Raw genomic sequence first — 16,206 nt, 5'->3', positions numbered from 1 at the left:
CAAAAGCAAGAATATCTTGGGAGGACATCATGAAGACCATCACAACACGGCGCTCCGCGCTGCGCACGATTGCAGGGGCGGGGGCGGCGACGCTTGCCGCGCCGCATGTCGCGTCAGCCGCGTCGCATGGCACCACCTGGAAGATCCAGACCTCCTGGCCCGGCGGGGCCGGCCTGCAGATCTTCAAGGACTGGTGCGCCACGATCCAGGAGAAGTCCGGCGGCGAGCTGGCCTTCCAGCCCTTCGGCGCCAATGACGTCGTGGGCGACTTCCAGCTTTACGACGCGGTGAAGAACGGCGTTCTGGACGCGATCAACCCCTTCACCATCTACGGCCAGGGCATCGTGCCGGCGGCCACCTTCCTGACCTCCTATCCGCTGGGTCTGCGCAACCCGCACGAATGGGACGTCTTCTACTACGGCCTCGGCGGGCTCGAGATCGCGCGCGAGCTCTTCGCCGAACAGAACATGATGTTCGTGGGCCCCGTGCACCACGGGCCGAACATCATCCACTCCAAGGTGCCGATCCGCTCGATCGACGATTTCGCCGGCCGCAAGATGCGCCTGCCGGGCGGCATGGTGGCGGAGGTCTTCACCGAGATCGGAGCCGAGACCACGGTTCTGCCGGGCTCGGAGATCTTCCCGGCGCTGGAGAAGGGCACCATCGACGTGGCCGACTACGTGGGCCCGGCGGTGAACTACGCGCTCGGCTTCAGCCAGGTGACCGACTACATCGTCATGGGCCCGCCGGGCTTCATGTCGCTCTACCAGCCGGTCGACCTCATGGACATCACCGTGGGCATGGACGCCTGGAACGCGCTCTCGCCCGAGATGCAGCAATTCGTCGAGATGGAGACCCACGTCTATTCCGACATGCACCACGCGGCGATCCAGAAGGCCGACCAGGAGGCCTGGGAGAAGTTCGAGGCCGACGGCACCGAGGTCACCCGCCTCAGCCAGGACGACGTGGCGCTGATGACCGAGGTCGCCGTGCCGATCTGGTTCGACTATGCCAACCGCGATCCGAACGCGGCGCGGGTCTTCAAGATCCAGCTCGACTACATGCAGTCCGGCTCGCTCGGCTATGTCGACCCGGCGCTGACCGACGGTCTGACGCTGGACCTCTGAGCCGGGCGCGGCCCGGCCGCCCCCAGAGAGCCGCCCGGCGCGTTGCCCCGCGCCGGGCGGATGCCCCGTGTCCGAGGGGCGATCGCGCGACAACAACAAGGGACATTCCATGCCCGATCTGAGTTTCACGCTGCCGCACTGGCTTTACTGGGTGGGGCTGATCGTCTTCCCGCTCATCGCCATGTCGCTGGCGCGGCGCCCCAAGGTCCAACGCAAGACCTATTCGCTGCCGCTGGGCTACATGATCCTGGTGACCGGCGGGATGCTGGGGCTGCACAGGTTCTACCTCAAGAACCTCCTGGGCTTCATCTTCCTGCCGATCTTCCTGGCGATCCTCTTCGCCAACGGCCAGGGCCAGGAGGCGCGCACCGAGGTCTCGAACTACGCCAACGAGGAGCGCGTCGCGCTGCGCACGCTCGAGCGCGAGGAAGAACGCGTCTCCGAGGCGCGCTCGGAGATCGCGGGCTACCGGGCGGATTTCGAGGCCGCCGAGGAGGGCTCCTTCCAGAAACGCGCCGCCGAGCGCCGGGTCGAGCGCGCCGAGCGGACCATCGAACAGGGCCAGGCCCGGATCGACGAGGCCGGCGTCGCGCTGACCGAGCTCGAGGCGCCGCTGAGCGCCGCGCGCGGTGACCGGCTGTTCTGGAACCAGGTGGCGGATTACGCCTTCTACCTGCTCCTGGCCTTGATCCTGCTCGATGCGCTGCTTCTGCCGCGCCTGGTCTCCAAGGCCAATGCGCAGCTGCCCGACGACACGCTCTCCGAGAACGACCGCAAGCTGCAGGAGGCGGGCATCGGCGTCATGGAGGACGACGCGCGCTACGCCTCGAACTGGATCGACCGGCTCTGCCTCTATGCCGGCGAGTTCACCGCCTACTGGGCGGTGATCGCGGTCTTCGTCTACTACTTCGAGGTGATCTCGCGCTACGTCTTCAACGCGCCGACCAACTGGGCGCATGAGGCGATGTATCTGATGTTCGGCATGCAGTATCTCATCGCGGGCTCCTACGCGATGCTGACCGAACAGCACGTCCGGGTGGACATCTTCTACGCCGAGCTCTCGACCCGGCGGAAGGCGGTGGTCGACCTGCTGACCTCGATCTTCTTCTTCATCTTCGCCGGCACGCTCTTGGCGACCAGCTACATCTTCGCGATGGACGCCATCGCCGTGCCCTCGGGCAACGGGCTGATCAGCAGCTGGGCGCGCGGCGAGATCGCCACGACCGAGATGCTCTCGGGGTGGTCGCTGTCGCAATGGACCGACCCCAACATCCGCTGGGGCGAGATTTCCTTCAACGAATGGGAGGTGCCCTTGTGGCCCATGAAATGGGTGATGGTGGTCGGCGCCGTGCTCCTGGTGCTCCAGGGCGTGTCGAAACTGTCCAAAGACGTCCGCACCCTCGTGCGCGGGGAGGCCTGATCCATGGGAATTGAGATCGGAATCGGGTGGCTCACCCTGATCATGTTCGGCTCGCTCCTGGCGCTGCTGATGGCGGGGCTGCCGCTGGCCTTCGTCACCGGCGGCCTGGCCTGCGTCTTCCTGTTTGTGCTGGGCGACGAGCGGGCGCTGAACATCGTGCCTTCGCGGATCTTCCCGCTGATGACGAACTACCAGCTCTCGGCGATCCCCTTGTTCATCTTCATGGCCGCCATGCTCGAGAGGGCGGGGATCATCAACGACATGTTCGACGTGATCTACAAGGTGCTGGGCGGCGTGAAGGGCGGCCTCGCGGCGGCGACGATCCTGGCCTCGACGGTGCTCGCGGCCATGGTCGGCGTGATCGGGGCGGCGGTGGTGACCATGGGCATCATCGCGCTTCCGGCCATGCTCGAGCGCGGCTACGACCCGAAGATCGCCATGGGCTCGATCATGGCCGGCGGCACGCTGGGCATCCTGATCCCGCCGTCGATCCTGGCGATCATCTACGCGGTGGTCGCCGAGCAATCGGTGGGCGAGCTGTTCATCGGGGCGGTGATCCCGGGGATGATCCTGTCGGGGATGTATATCGTCTACGTGGTGGTGCGCAGCTACATCAACCCGCAGGTCGGCCCGCCGATCCCCATCGAGGAGCGCATCCCGACCCGGCAGAAGATCCGCCTTCTGGGCAACATGTCGGCGCCCATCGCGCTGATCGTGATCGTGCTGGGGGTGATCTTCTCGGGCGTCGCCACCCCGGTCGAGGCCGCGGGCATCGGCACCTTCGGCGCCTTCATCGTCGCGGCGATCCACCGCAAGCTCGACTGGCAGACCATCCGCGAGGCCTCGCTGACCACGCTCAAGGCCAGCGCCATGGTGATCTGGATCATGTTCGGCGCGACCATCTTCGTCGGGCTCTACGTGCTCGAGGGCGGCCAGCAGTTCGTGCAGGACGCGCTGGCGGCGACGGGTCTCGGGCCTTGGGGCATCCTGATCCTGATGCAGATCCTGCTGGTGGCGCTGGGGATGTTCCTCGACTGGGTGGGCATCCTGCTGCTCTGCGTGCCGATCTTCGTGCCGATCGTGAAGGCGCTCGGGGCGCAGGCCTTCGGGCTCGACAGCCCCGACGACCTGGTGCTGTGGTTCGGGGTGCTTTACCTCGTGAACATGCAGATGAGCTTTTTGTCGCCGCCCTTCGGCTACGCGCTCTTCTACCTGCGCGGCGTGGCGCCCCCGGAGATCCCGATGACCGACATCTTCAAGGCGGCGCTGCCCTTCCTGTTCCTGCAGATCGTGGGCCTGGCGATCTGCATGTTCTTCCCCGAGGCGGTGATCTGGCTGCCGAGGCTGGTCTACGGGTGAGGCCGCGCGGCGGGCGCTGGTTGTGTGTCCGTTGGCAGATTTGAGAGAGAGGGGCGGGGGCTGCGGCTGCCGCCCCCATTTCTTGGGGAGGGTGGGGCGGTCCGCTGGTGCGGTTCGTCGTGCTGATGGGGCTGTCGTGTTGACAGGCTTCCGCTGCTGTCGGGTTTGCTGATGGGCCTTTGGTGGTGTCCGGTGTGACCGGCCTCTGGTGGTCGCCGGTGTGCTGACCGGCCTCTGGTGGTGCTCGGTGTGCCGACGGGCCTCTGGTGGTGCCCGGTTTGCCGACGGGCCTCTGGTGGAGTCCGGGCGCGAGCGTGGACTGCCGCCACGGATCCCCCAGGCGCAATGCTCCGTCTTTTCGCGGATACCCCGGAAGCCCCACCCGCCGCCCTCACACCCTCCCCACCAGAGGGCGCGCGCCGGACCGGGGGCCGGCGCTGCTGCCCTTTGAGCGAGGCGCTTTATCTCAACAAGGTCAGGGCTAGCGGCGATCTATGCGCTTCGCCCACAAGAGCGCCGGCCCAAGGGGCCGGTCCGGCGCGCGCCCGGCATCTTCGATGCTATTCGGGCGCAAGTGGGGGCGGGTCGGGCTGGGCGCGCGGTTGTGCATGCCGGGGCTAGTGGGCTCGGTTGGGAAAGGGCTATGGGTATCTTGCGGGCGTTCTTCACCACTCGGAGAAGTGCCCGAGATGGCGGGCCGAGAGTGTTCTTCACTGCAATTCCGCGACCGCTTGGCCCTCGCCCGCCAGTTCCGCTGCCCTTCAACCTTGGCCGCGCCGCTCGCCCGGACATCTATCCGCCACTGGACCGGACACCCATCCGCCGCCGGATCGGACATCGACCCGCAACCGCGCCGCGCGCCTCTCCGACACTGTGCACCCAAAAGCCCCCAAACCGCCCAACCCCCAGGTGCAGCACATCACCTAACCGCCCACCCCCCGGACCCAGCACATCCCCCCAAACCACCCACTCCCCCAGCCCAGCCCCCCAAACCGCCCCTTCTGCGAATAGGGCTGGCCTTTTGGCCCTCCCAGCGATAGGCCGCGCGCAACCACACAAATCGAGACGGACTCCCCATGGATCTGCGCAACGTCGCAATCATCGCCCACGTCGACCACGGCAAGACCACCCTCGTGGACGAGCTTCTGAAACAATCCGGCGCCTTCCGCGAAAACCAGCAGGTGGCGGAACGGGCGATGGATTCCAACGACCTCGAACGCGAGCGGGGCATCACCATCCTCGCCAAGGCGACCTCGGTCGAATGGAAATCCACCCGCATCAACATCGTCGACACCCCCGGCCACGCCGATTTCGGCGGCGAGGTCGAGCGCATCCTGTCGATGGTCGACGGGGTGGTGCTCCTGGTCGATGCCGCCGAGGGCCCGATGCCCCAGACCAAGTTCGTGACCTCCAAGGCGCTGGCGCTCGGCCTGCGGCCCATCGTGGTCCTGAACAAGGTCGACAAGCCCGACGCCGAGCCCGACCGGGCGCTCGACGAATGCTTCGACCTTTTCGCCAATCTCGGCGCCGATGACGACCAGCTCGACTTCCCGCATATGTATGCCTCGGGGCGCGCCGGCTGGGCCGACTTCGAGCTCGACGGCCCGCGCAAGGACCTCACCGCGCTCTTCAAGCTGATCGTCGACCACGTGCCCGCGCCGAAGCAGGTCAAGCACGAGGAGGACGACTTCCGCATGCTGGCGACCACGCTCTCGGCCGACCCCTTCCTCGGGCGCATCCTCACCGGCCGGGTCGAAAGCGGCCGGCTCAAGGTCGGCGCGACGCTGCAGGCGCTCTCCCGCGTCGGCCAGAAGATCGAGCAGTTCCGCGTCTCGCGCATCCAGGCCTTCCGCGGCCTCTCCTACCAGGACATCGAGGAGGCCCGCGCGGGCGACATCGTCACGCTCGCCGGCATGCAGAAGGCCACCGTGGCCGACACGCTCTGCGCGCTGGCGGTAGACGAGCCGCTCGAGGCGTTGCCTATCGACCCGCCGACCATCACCGTGACCTTCGGCATCAACGACAGCCCGCTGGCGGGCCGCGACGGCAAGAAGGTCCAGAGCCGGGTGATCCGCGACCGGCTGATGAAAGAGGCCGAGAGCAACATCGCCATCAAGGTCAAGGACACGCCGGGTGGCGAGGCCTTCGAGGTCTCGGGCCGGGGCGAGCTGCAGATGGGCGTGCTGATCGAGAACATGCGCCGCGAGGGTTTCGAGCTCTCGATCGCCCGCCCGCAGGTGATCATGCGCGACGGCGAGACCGGCCGCGAGGAGCCGGTCGAAGAGGTCACCATCGACGTCGATGACGACTATTCCGGCGCGGTGATCGAGAAGATCACCGGCGTGCGCAAGGGCGAGCTGGTCGAGATGAAGCCCTCGGGCACCGGCAAGACCCGGATCGTCGCCCATGTGCCCGCGCGCGGGCTGATCGGCTACCAGGGCGAGTTCCTGACCGACACCCGCGGCACCGGCGTGATGAACCGCGTCTTCCAGGGCTGGACGCCCTACAAGGGCGCCATCGAGGGCCGCCGGGCGGGCGTGCTGATCTCGATGGAATCGGGCGACGCCGTGGCCTATGCGCTCTGGAACCTGGAAGAGCGCGGCAAGATGTTCATCGGTCCGCAGGAGAAGGTCTACGAGGGCATGGTGATCGGCGAGCACTCGCGCGAGAACGACCTCGAGGTGAACCCGCTCAAGGGCAAGAAGCTGACCAACGTGCGCGCCTCGGGCTCGGACGACGCGGTGCGGCTGACGCCGCCGACGGTGCTGACCCTCGAGGAGGCGATTGCCTATATCAACGACGACGAGCTGGTCGAGGTGACCCCCAACGCGATCCGGCTGCGCAAGCGCTACCTCGATCCGCACGAGCGCAAGCGGATGGCCAGGGCGCAGTGAGGCGCCGGGCCGGGCAGGGCGCCCGGGGGTTGGATTGACGGAACTGGCGGAGGCGCCCCCACCTGGTGGCTGCGTTTTCGTTTGGGGGGTGCCGCTCAGGCCGGGGAGAATGTGCTGGCTATGGCCCTGACTTTCTCGAGCCACAAGCCAAGACCGCGACCGGTGCAAACGCTTGGTCTGAGAAACACCATGCCCAATTGCGGCCACTCGCGCCCGAATAGCACCGAAGGTGCCGGGCGCGCGCCGGACCGGCCCGATGGGCCGGCGCTCCTTGGAGTGGCGTGCTTGGATCAGCCCTAGCCCTGAGCTTGCTGGGATAAAGCGCGCAGCTCAGAGCTCAGTAGCGCCGGCCCCCGGTCCGGCGCGCGCCCTCTGTTGTGCGGGTTGAGGGCGGCGCAGCGGCCCCAACCCCTTACTCCGGGATCTCCAGGATCAGCAGGTCGCGCTCGGAGGCGTCGCGGGCGTGGCTCAGCGCTTCCTGGTAGGCCTCGGAGCGGTAGCAGCTCTCCGCCGCCTCGACCGAGGGGAAGCGCGCCACCACGTGGCGCTCGCGGTCGGCGCCGTCGCGGGTCTTGTTGCCCTCGAGCACGACGTATTTGCCGCCGCGCGCCACGAAGGACCCGCCGTGGGCGGCAATCGCGGGGCCGGCCAGCTCGGCGTATTTGCCGTAGGCCTCGGCGTCGGTCACATGCACATGGGCGATCCAGAGTGCGGGCATCTTATCCTCCGATCACGGCTTCCGCCGCCTTTATGGCCTCATCGGCCTTTTCGGCCGAGGCGGCACCGCCCTGGGCCATGTCCGGACGGCCGCCGCCGCCCTTGCCGCCAAGCGCGCCGACCGCGGCCTTCACCAGGTCCACCGCCGAGACCCGCCCGGTCAGATCGTCGGTCACGCCCGCGGCCACCGCGGCCTTGCCGTCGCTCTCGGTCACCAGCAGCACCGCGCCCGAGCCGAGCCGGCGCTTGTGCTCGTCGATGAGCGGGCGCAGGTCCTTGCCGGAGACGCCGGTCAGGGTCTGGGCGAGGAACTTCACGCCTGCGACCTCGCGCGGCTCGATCCCGCCCGAACCGTCACCGCCGCCCATGGCGATCTCGCGCTTGAGCTGGGCGACCTCGTTCTGCAGCGCCTTGCGCTCGTCGAGCAGCGCCTTCAGCCGGTCGGGCAGATCCCCCGCCGAGGTCTTCAGCTCGCCCGAGAGCCGGCTCACCAGCCGGTCCTGGCCGCGCAGGTAATCGAGCGCCGCCTGGCCGGTCAGCGCCTCGAAGCGCCGCACCCCCGAGGAGGACGCGCTGTCGCCGAGCGCCACGAAAAGCCCGATCTCGCCGGTGCGGCCCACATGGGTGCCGCCGCAAAGCTCGATCGAATAGGTCGCCCCGTCGGTGCCCTTGCCGGACCCGTCCTGGCGGCCCATGGAGACCACGCGGACCTCCTCGCCGTATTTCTCGCCGAAAAGCGCCTGGGCGCCCATGGCGCGGGCGTCGTCGGGCGTCATGATGCGCGTCTCGACGGCCGTGTTCTGGCGGATGTAGTCGTTCACCTCGCGCTCGACGCCGGCGATCTCGGTCTCGGTCAGCCCCTTGGCGTGGCTGAAGTCGAAGCGCAGCCGGTCCGGCGCATTCAGCGAGCCGCGCTGCGCGACATGATCGCCCAGCGTCCGGCGCAGCGCCTCGTTCAGAAGGTGCGTGGCCGAATGGTTGGCGCGGATCTTGGTGCGGCGCGCGTGGTCGACCTCGAGCTTGGCCGCGGCGCCGCGGGCGATCTCGCCTTCGGTGACCTCGGCGAAATGGATGACCACGCCCGCGACCTGGCGGGTGTCGGTGATCCGGGCCGTCCCGCCCTCGGTCACCACCTCGCCGGTGTCGCCGACCTGGCCGCCGGCCTCGGCGTAGAAGGGCGTCTGGTTCAGCACCAGCTGCACGGTCTCGCCCTTGGCGGCCGAGGCCGTGGCGGCGCCCTCCTTGACGATGTCGAGCACCACGCCCTCGGCGGTCTCGGTGTCATAGCCGAGGAAATCCGTGGTGCCGTGCTGGTCGGCGAGGTCGAACCAGATCGCGGCATCCGCGGCCTCGCCCGAGCCCGACCAGGCGGCGCGGGCCTTGGCCTTCTGCTCGGCCATGGCGGCGTCGAAACCATCGGTGTCGACGCTGCGGCCCTTTTCGCGCAGCGCGTCCTGGGTCAGGTCGAGCGGGAAGCCGTAGGTGTCGTAGAGCTTGAAGGCCGCCTGGCCGGGCAGGGCCTCGGCCTCGTCGAGCTTGCCCAGCTCGTCGTCGAGCAGCTTCAGCCCGCGGTCGAGCGTCTGCTGGAAGCGCGTCTCCTCGAGCTTCAGCGTCTCCTCGATCAAGGGCTGGGCGCGGTGCAGCTCGGGGTAGGCGGCGCCCATCTCGCGGACCAGCGCCGGCACCAGGCGGAACATGACCGGATCCTTGGCGCCCAGGAGATGCGCGTGCCGCATCGCACGGCGCATGATCCGCCGCAGCACGTAGCCGCGCCCGTCGTTCGAGGGCATCACCCCGTCGGCGATCAGGAAGGAGGTCGAGCGCAGGTGGTCGGCGATCACCCGGTGATGCACGTTGCCCGGCCCGTCGGCCTCGGTCGAGGTGGTCTCGGCCGAGGCGCAGATCAGCGCCCGCATCAGGTCGGTGTCGTAGTTGTCGTGCTTGCCCTGCAGAAGCGCGCCGATCCGTTCGAGCCCCATGCCGGTGTCGATCGACTGCATGTCGAGCTCGCGCATGGTGCCGTCTTCGAACTGCTCGTTCTGCATGAAGACGATGTTCCAGATCTCGATGAAACGGTCGCCGTCCTCTTCGGGTGAGCCCGGCGGACCGCCCCAGATGTGGTCGCCGTGGTCGTAGAAGATCTCGGTGCAGGGGCCGCAGGGGCCGGTCGGGCCCATCTGCCAGAAGTTGTCCGAGGTGGCGATGCGGATGATCCGGTCCTCGGGGATGCCGACCTTCTTCCAGAGCTCGAAGGCCTCGTCGTCGGTGTGGTAGACCGTGGCCAGGAGCCGCTTGTGGTCGATGCCGAACTCGCGGGTGATCAGCTCGTGGGCGAAGGGGATCGCCTCGGTCTTGAAGTAATCCCCGAAGGAGAAGTTGCCGAGCATCTCGAAGAAGGTGTGGTGGCGCGCGGTGTAGCCGACGTTGTCGAGGTCGTTGTGCTTGCCCCCGGCGCGCACGCATTTCTGCGAGGTGGTGGCGCGGGTGTAGTCGCGCGTCTCGACCCCGGTGAAGAGGTTCTTGAACTGGACCATGCCCGAGTTGGCGAACATCAGCGTCGGGTCGTTGCGCGGCACCAGCGGCGAGGAGGGCACCACCGTGTGCCCCTGTTTCTCGAAGTAGCTGAGGAACGTGGAGCGGATATCGTTGAGGCTTGGCATTCGCGGCTCTTGTTGGTGCGGTGTGGCAGGTTGGCCGAGGTGTAGCGCCGGGTTGCGCGGCTGTCCACGGGCTGCGGGCGGTAAGCGGCGCTTGCGAGGGGGGCGGGCGGCCAAGATCGGGTAAAGGCTGCGCCTCGGGGGCCATGCGAAGCCGGGCTTCGGGACCACAGGAAATCTGCGCTCGGGTCCGCACCCAAACGGGGCCCACTCCAAACCAAAATCTCGGAGAAGCGGCCGGCGGCACCCGGGCGTGATGCGGCTTCTTGCGGCCCGGGGGGCCGCGCCGTGCACCCGTGCCGCGCCAGACCCGGGGCCCGCCGGCTGCCCTTACCCTGCGTTACGCGCGCGTCAGGGGCAATGGGGGATTTCCTCACCCCGGGCGTGGAAGGCCCCCATTTGCCTGAGACATTGGTCGCAGAGCGCGGTCTTTGGGCAGGTGCCCCTCCAGCCGCCGCCGACACAGCGCGCCCCGCCTCGCCCTCCGAAACGACAACGGGCGCCCCAAGGGGACGCCCGCAGCACTTCCTGAGAGGCCATGGCCCGGGCGTTCAGCCCTCCATCACCTCGTCCTTGTCCTCGTCGGCCATGTGGAACTCCAGCCCATGGGCGGCGCGGATCTTGTCCTCGATATCATAGGCCACCGCGGTGTTTTCCTTGAGGAAATTCTTCGCGTTCTCGCGGCCCTGGCCGATGCGTTCGTCGCCGTAGGAATACCAGGCGCCGGATTTCTCGACCACGCCGGCCTTCACGCCAAGGTCGATCAGCTCGCCGGTCTTGGAGATGCCCTCGCCATACATGATGTCGAACTCGACCTGCTTGAAGGGCGGGGCGACCTTGTTCTTCACGACCTTCACGCGGGTGGCGTTGCCGACCACCTCGTCGCGGTCCTTGATCGCGCCGATGCGGCGGATGTCGAGCCGCACCGAGGAGTAGAACTTCAGCGCGTTGCCGCCGGTCGTCGTCTCGGGCGAGCCGAACATCACGCCGATCTTCATGCGGATCTGGTTGATGAAGATCACCATGCAGTTCGACCGCGCGATCGAGCCGGTGAGCTTGCGCATCGCCTGGCTCATCAGGCGGGCCTGCACGCCGACCGAACTGTCGCCCATGTCGCCCTCGAGCTCGGCCTTGGGCGTCAGCGCCGCGACCGAGTCGACCACGACCATGTTGACCGCGCCGGAGCGCACCAGCGTGTCGGTGATCTCGAGCGCCTGTTCGCCGGTGTCGGGCTGCGAGATCAGCAGCTCGTCGAGGTCGACGCCCAGCTTCTTGGCGTATTGCGGGTCGAGCGCGTGTTCGGCGTCGACGAAGGCGCAGACGCCGCCGGTCTTCTGTTCCTCGGCCACGCAGTGCAGCGTCAGCGTGGTCTTGCCCGAGGATTCGGGACCGTAGATTTCGATGATGCGGCCCTTGGGCAGCCCGCCGATGCCGAGCGCGATGTCGAGCCCCAGCGACCCCGTCGAGGTCGCCGAGATGTCCCGCATGGCGTTCTCGCCGCCGAGCTTCATGATCGAGCCCTTGCCGAACTGCCGTTCGATCTGCGCGAGCGCCGAATCGAGGGCCTTCTGCTTGTCTGCCGTACGCTTGCTGTCCATGGAGAGTAGGTCTGCCATTTGCTTGCCTTTCCGTCCTTATTCCACACCGCGAAGCGGGCGGCAATGACTGCGTCGTTCACCTCTTGTTCTCGATGTTATGAGGTCAAAAGGAGAACATTTCAAGAAAATTCCACAGGTCGAACTTTCGGGCTTCGGGGTTAACAAGTAGTTTAGCGGCACAGGCAGGAGAGGCGGGCCGGCGATGCTGGTATTCTGGAAAGCGCGGCTGGTGATGCTGGCCGTTCCGAAGACGGGCAGCACCGCCTATGCGCGCGCGCTCGGGCCCCATGCGGGCATGGTGGTCAGCGATCCGCCCGAGCTGAAACACGCGCCGGTCTACCGCTACAACCGCTTCTTCCGCCCGATGTTCGCCAAGATGGGCGCCGAGGAGATGGAGGTCGTGGCGGTGATCCGCGAGCCGATCTCCTGGCTGGGCTCCTGGTATCGCTACCGCCAGCGGCCCTTTCTCGACGGAAAGCGGGTCTCGACCCGGGATCTGTCCTTCGACGCCTTCGTCGACGCCTATTGCCGGGGCGAACGCCCGCCCTTCGCCAGTGTCGGCAGCCAGGCGAAGTTCGTCGAACCCCGGCCCAACGGCACCGAGGTCACGCGGTTCTTCCGCTACGAGGACCAGGGCCGGATCGTGGCCTTCCTCGAGGACCGGCTGGGGATCAGCCTCGATCTGCCGCGCGAAAACGTCTCGCCGCGCCGCGACCTGGCGCTCAGCCCGGAGATCGAGGCCAAGCTGCGCCGCAAGTGCGCCGCGGATTTTGCGCTCTGGGAGGGCATCGCGCCCCAGGGCTAGGGCTCAGACCGCCACCAGCCGGATCAGCGCCGCGACCGCTGCCAGCACCGCGACCGAGGCGAGCCAAAGCCCGGCGAACCAGGCGTAGCGCTGCCAGCGGGGGCGAGGGTCCTCGGGGCGCTCCCGCGCCATCAGTGGTAGCCCGAGCTGGCGTCGATCTTGCCGCGGAACACCCAGTAGGCATAGGCGGTATAGGCCAGGATGATCGGCACCAGGATGCCCGCGCCGACCAGCGCGAAGGCCAGGCTCGAGTCCGGCGCGGCGGCCTCCTCGATGGTCAGCCCGGGCGGCACGATGTGCGGGTAGAAGCTGATCCCGATCCCGATGAAACAGGTCACGAAGAGCGCATTGGCCATCAGGAAGGGCGAGACGTCCTCGCGGTTCCTGAGTCCCGCGAAAAGCTTGTAGCTGACCGCGAGCAGGATCGCGGGGACCAGCACCGTCCAGGCCGAGGCGGGGAAGTTGAACCAGCGGTCGAAATAGACCGCGTCCTGGAAGGGCGTCAGCACCGAGACCAAGGCGATCAGCGCCAGGAGCACCAGCGCCAGGGGCTTGGCGGCGCGGCGGTTGGCCTCCTGCAGGGGGCCGGTGGTCTTCATGTTGATCCAGGTCGCGCCGAGAAGGGCGTAGCCGACCACCAGCGCGACGCCGGTCAGCAGCGAGAAAGCGGTCAGCCAGTCGTACCAGCCGCCGCCATAGGCCCGGCCCTCGACCTCGATGCCCTGCACGAGCGCGCCGAGCGCCACGCCTTGGGTGAAGGTCGCCACGTAGGAGCCCGCCGAGAAGCAGACCGACCAGACGTGTTTCCAGCGCTTGGTCTTCCAGCGGTATTCGAAGGCCACGCCTCGGAAGACCAGCGCCAAGAGCATGACGATGATCGGGATGTAGAGCGCCGGCATGACCACCGCATAGGCCAGCGGGAAGACCGCGAAGAGCCCGCCGCCGCCCAGGACCAGCCAGGTCTCGTTGCCGTCCCAGACCGGGGCGACCGAGTTCATCATGACGTCGCGGTCCTCCTCGCCGCGGGCGAAGGGAAAGAGGATCCCTATCCCGAGGTCGAAACCGTCGAGGATCACATAGGTCAGCACCGCGAAGGCGATGAGCGCGGCCCAGATATTGGCAAGATCGAACATCGCGCCCTCCCTATTTGCCCGCGCCGCCTGGCGCCCAGGCGTCGGGGCGGAGCTGGTTGGCCGGGGTGATCCCGGCGGTGCGGGTCGGGCCGTCGTCGATCTCGGCGCTGCTTTCGCCGACCTCCTTGCCCATGAGCCGCAGGATGTAGAAGGTGCCCGCCCCGAAGACGAAGAAATAGACCACGATGAAGGCCAGGAGCGAGGTCGCCACCGCCGGCGCGTCGACCGGCGCGAGGCTGTCCGAGGTGCGCAAGAGCCCGTAGACCGTGTAGGGCTGGCGCCCGACCTCGGTGGTGATCCAGCCCGCCAAGACCGCGACGAAGCCCGAGGGCGCCATGGGCAGCATCAACCGCAGGAGCGCGCGGTCCTCGTAGAGCCGCCCGCGCCGCCGCGCCCAGAGGCTCCAGAGCCCGACCGCCAGCATGGCGAAGCCGATCGCCACCATGACCCGGAAGGACCAGAAGACGATGGCCACCGGCGGCTCCTCGTCCTCGGGGATCGTGTCGAGCCCGTCCATCGGCGCGCCCCATTCGTGCTTGAGGATCAAGGAGGAGAGCTGCGGCACCTCGATGGCGTAATCGACGCGCTTCTCCTCGGGGTTGGGGATGCCGAAAAGGATCAGCGGCGCGCCCTCGGGGTAGCTGTGGTAATGCCCCTCCATGGCCATGACCTTCTGCGGCTGGTGCTCCAGGGTGTTGAGCCCGTGGAAGTCGCCCGCGAGGATCTGCACGGGGGTGACCAGCACCGCCATCCACATCGCCATGGAGAACATCTTGCGTGCCTCGGCGTCGGCGCTCTTGCGCAGAAGATGCAGCGCGCCGACCCCGCCGACCACGAAGGCGGTGGTGAGATAGGCCGCCAGCACCATGTGCACGAGCCGGTAGGGGAAAGAGGGGTTGAAGACGATCGCCAGCCAGCTCTCGGGCACGAACTGGCCGTTCTCGGCGATGCTGTAGCCCGCGGGGGTCTGCATCCAGGAGTTGACCGACAGGATCCAGGTCGCCGACATCAGCGTGCCGAATGCCACCATGAGCGTGGCGAAGAGATGCAGCTTCTCGCCGACCTTCTCGCGGCCGAACAGCATGATGCCGAGGAAGCCCGCCTCGAGGAAGAAGGCCGAGAGCACCTCGTAGGCCATGAGCGGGCCGAGGATCGGCCCGGTCCGGTCCGAGAAGACCGACCAGTTGGTGCCGAACTGGTAGGACATCACGATGCCCGAGACGACGCCCATGCCGAAGGCCACGGCGAAGATCTTCTTCCAGTAGTCGAAGAGGTTCAGATAGACCCGGTTGCGGCTGCGCACCCAGAGCACGTTCAGGACCGCCAGGAAGCTCGCCAGCCCGATCGAGAAGGCCGGGAAGATGATGTGGAAGGACACCGTGAAGGCGAACTGGAAGCGCGCCAGCGTCTCGGCGGTGAAGCTCTCGAACATGGATGACACTCCGGGTTCGCGTCGACTTTTGAAGGAGATAGCGCCGCGGGCGGGGGTGGCCAGCGGCTTCGCGCGAGGGTTGTGAAACGCGCATTTGACATGACAGTCATTTCGCAAAGAGCTACAATGGCGTGCCATGACGAAACGCCTCGACCATACCTCGGACCCGCTGCCGCAGCCTCTGCGGCGCTATCTCGACGGCCCCGTGCCGCGCGCCACCGGCTACCTGGTGACGATCTACGGCGACGCGGTCGCGCCGCGTGGCGGCACGGTCTCCATGCGCAGCCTGATCGCCCTGGGCCGCCAGGCCGGGCTGAGCGAGACGCTGGTGCGCACCGCGGTCTCGCGGCTGGTGGGCGCCGAGCGGCTCGAGGGCACCCGCGTCGGCCGGGTCTCGCACTACCGGCTGACTCCGGGCGCGGAGGCGGAATTTGCCGGGGCCGACCGGCTGATCTACGCCCCGCCGCCGCAGCCGCTGGGCTGGCTCATGGCCTTTGGCGAAAGGGATTTGCCGGCCCCCTGGGCGCGCATCGGCGGCACCGTCTGGGCCGCGCCCGATCGCGCGGAGGTAGAGCGGCCGGCGGGGCTCGTGATGTCCGCCGCCCCGGTCTCGCAGGGGCAGGGGCTGCGCGACTTCGGCGCCGCGCATTGGTCCCTGGACGAGGCGGATGCCGCCTACCGCGCCTTCGCCGAGGCCTGGTCCGGCGTGACCGAGGCGCTGGCGGAAGCCCCGGCCGAAGGGCAGGGGGCGCTCCTTCTGCGGCTGCGGCTGGTGCATGACTACCGCCAGGCGGCGCTGGCCGATCCGCGCCTGCCCGAGGGCGCCTTGCCCGAAGGCTGGCAGGGGGCGGCGGCCCGGCGGCTCTTCGTTTCGGCCTACCTGGCGCTCTGCCCCGAGGCCGACCGCTGCATCGGTGCCCGGCTCGAGGACCGCCACGGCCTCCTGCCGCCCGAGACCGAGGCCACCCGCGCAAGGCTCGGCGGGCTGCGCCGCGAGGCCGCCCTGCCGTGAAACATCACGGCAATGTTGAGATGCCACATTTGACTGTGATGCTTTAATCGGT

At 67.9% G+C, this 16,206-nt stretch carries 12 protein-coding genes; 6 read left to right on the top strand and 6 right to left on the bottom strand.

Annotation, left to right across the window (positions count from 1 at the left end):
• The first annotated feature begins 29 nt into the window (after window positions 1-29).
• From dctP to typA, 4 genes are all read left to right on the top strand, one after another.
• Window positions 30-1,127 (top strand): TRAP transporter substrate-binding protein DctP, encoded by a 1,098-nt coding sequence (gene dctP, locus LR948_RS14320; protein ID WP_232754756.1) that lies wholly within the window; start codon window positions 30-32, stop codon window positions 1,125-1,127.
• A gap of 109 nt (window positions 1,128-1,236) precedes the next feature.
• Window positions 1,237-2,547: a TRAP transporter small permease subunit gene (locus tag LR948_RS14315; RefSeq protein WP_232754755.1), complete on the top strand. Its 1,311-nt coding sequence runs from the start codon at window positions 1,237-1,239 to the stop codon at window positions 2,545-2,547.
• A 3-nt stretch (window positions 2,548-2,550) separates the two neighbouring features.
• Window positions 2,551-3,906, top strand: a complete 1,356-nt coding sequence (locus LR948_RS14310; RefSeq protein WP_232754754.1) for a TRAP transporter large permease subunit — start codon at window positions 2,551-2,553, stop codon at window positions 3,904-3,906.
• 1,076 nt (window positions 3,907-4,982) lie between these two features.
• A complete protein-coding gene (typA, locus tag LR948_RS14305; RefSeq protein WP_232754753.1) occupies window positions 4,983-6,800 on the top strand; it encodes a translational GTPase TypA in 1,818 nt (605 codons plus the stop codon).
• Between the two features lie 412 nt (window positions 6,801-7,212).
• On the opposite strand, the gene LR948_RS14300 is transcribed toward typA, so the two are convergent.
• The 3 genes from LR948_RS14300 to recA all read right to left on the bottom strand — a co-directional run bounded on the left by LR948_RS14300 (window position 7,213) and on the right by recA (window position 11,790).
• Complete coding sequence (locus tag LR948_RS14300; protein ID WP_232754752.1) at window positions 7,213-7,518, bottom strand: DUF1330 domain-containing protein; 306 nt, start codon at window positions 7,516-7,518, stop codon at window positions 7,213-7,215.
• A gap of 1 nt (window position 7,519) precedes the next feature.
• Complete coding sequence (gene alaS / locus LR948_RS14295; RefSeq protein ID WP_232754751.1) at window positions 7,520-10,177, bottom strand: alanine--tRNA ligase; 2,658 nt, start codon at window positions 10,175-10,177, stop codon at window positions 7,520-7,522.
• 548 nt (window positions 10,178-10,725) lie between these two features.
• On the bottom strand, window positions 10,726-11,790 hold the full coding sequence (gene recA / locus LR948_RS14290; protein WP_304621978.1) for a recombinase RecA: 1,065 nt from the start codon (window positions 11,788-11,790) through the stop codon (window positions 10,726-10,728).
• Window positions 11,791-11,974: 184 nt separating this feature from the next.
• Here recA and LR948_RS14285 point away from each other — a divergent pair, with 184 nt between their 5' ends.
• Window positions 11,975-12,577 (top strand): gamma-glutamyl kinase, encoded by a 603-nt coding sequence (locus tag LR948_RS14285; protein WP_232754750.1) that lies wholly within the window; start codon window positions 11,975-11,977, stop codon window positions 12,575-12,577.
• A 3-nt stretch (window positions 12,578-12,580) separates the two neighbouring features.
• Here LR948_RS14285 and LR948_RS14280 read toward each other — a convergent pair whose 3' ends face one another.
• The 3 genes from LR948_RS14280 to LR948_RS14270 are packed head-to-tail and all read right to left on the bottom strand — an operon-like array spanning window position 12,581 to window position 15,142.
• The gene (locus LR948_RS14280) at window positions 12,581-12,709 is read right to left on the bottom strand and encodes a DUF2474 family protein (protein WP_232754749.1); all 129 of its coding nucleotides are present in this window, start codon (window positions 12,707-12,709) and stop codon (window positions 12,581-12,583) included.
• Window positions 12,709-13,710 carry a cytochrome d ubiquinol oxidase subunit II gene (cydB, locus tag LR948_RS14275; RefSeq protein WP_232754748.1) on the bottom strand — a complete coding sequence of 334 codons (1,002 nt, stop codon included), beginning with the start codon at window positions 13,708-13,710 and terminating at the stop codon, window positions 12,709-12,711. Before cydB ends, LR948_RS14280 begins: the two co-directional genes overlap by 1 nt.
• Window positions 13,711-13,720: 10 nt before the next feature.
• Window positions 13,721-15,142, bottom strand: coding sequence for a cytochrome ubiquinol oxidase subunit I (locus LR948_RS14270; protein ID WP_232754747.1), 1,422 nt, complete (start codon window positions 15,140-15,142; stop codon window positions 13,721-13,723).
• A 136-nt stretch (window positions 15,143-15,278) separates the two neighbouring features.
• Between LR948_RS14270 and LR948_RS14265 the strand changes: the two genes are divergently transcribed.
• Window positions 15,279-16,154, top strand: a complete 876-nt coding sequence (locus LR948_RS14265; protein ID WP_232754746.1) for a PaaX family transcriptional regulator C-terminal domain-containing protein — start codon at window positions 15,279-15,281, stop codon at window positions 16,152-16,154.
• The last annotated feature ends 52 nt before the right edge of the window (window positions 16,155-16,206 follow it).

It is taken from the genome of Roseivivax sp. GX 12232 (assembly GCF_021272185.1).
Lineage (GTDB): Bacteria > Pseudomonadota > Alphaproteobacteria > Rhodobacterales > Rhodobacteraceae > Roseivivax.
The sequence above is the reverse complement of the archived record's forward strand: the minus strand, read 5'-3'. Positions and strand labels throughout refer to the sequence as shown.

Coding starts and splice junctions, on each gene's coding strand:
- alaS (WP_232754751.1), bottom strand. CDS start 10,177: ATGCCAAGCCTCAACGATATCCGCTCCACGTTCCTCAGCTACTTCGAG.
- dctP (WP_232754756.1), top strand. CDS start 30: ATGAAGACCATCACAACACGGCGCTCCGCGCTGCGCACGATTGCAGGG.
- typA (WP_232754753.1), top strand. CDS start 4,983: ATGGATCTGCGCAACGTCGCAATCATCGCCCACGTCGACCACGGCAAG.
- cydB (WP_232754748.1), bottom strand. CDS start 13,710: ATGTTCGATCTTGCCAATATCTGGGCCGCGCTCATCGCCTTCGCGGTG.
- LR948_RS14270 (WP_232754747.1), bottom strand. CDS start 15,142: ATGTTCGAGAGCTTCACCGCCGAGACGCTGGCGCGCTTCCAGTTCGCC.
- LR948_RS14285 (WP_232754750.1), top strand. CDS start 11,975: ATGCTGGTATTCTGGAAAGCGCGGCTGGTGATGCTGGCCGTTCCGAAG.
- LR948_RS14280 (WP_232754749.1), bottom strand. CDS start 12,709: ATGGCGCGGGAGCGCCCCGAGGACCCTCGCCCCCGCTGGCAGCGCTAC.
- LR948_RS14265 (WP_232754746.1), top strand. CDS start 15,279: ATGACGAAACGCCTCGACCATACCTCGGACCCGCTGCCGCAGCCTCTG.
- LR948_RS14300 (WP_232754752.1), bottom strand. CDS start 7,518: ATGCCCGCACTCTGGATCGCCCATGTGCATGTGACCGACGCCGAGGCC.
- recA (WP_304621978.1), bottom strand. CDS start 11,790: ATGGCAGACCTACTCTCCATGGACAGCAAGCGTACGGCAGACAAGCAG.
- LR948_RS14315 (WP_232754755.1), top strand. CDS start 1,237: ATGCCCGATCTGAGTTTCACGCTGCCGCACTGGCTTTACTGGGTGGGG.
- LR948_RS14310 (WP_232754754.1), top strand. CDS start 2,551: ATGGGAATTGAGATCGGAATCGGGTGGCTCACCCTGATCATGTTCGGC.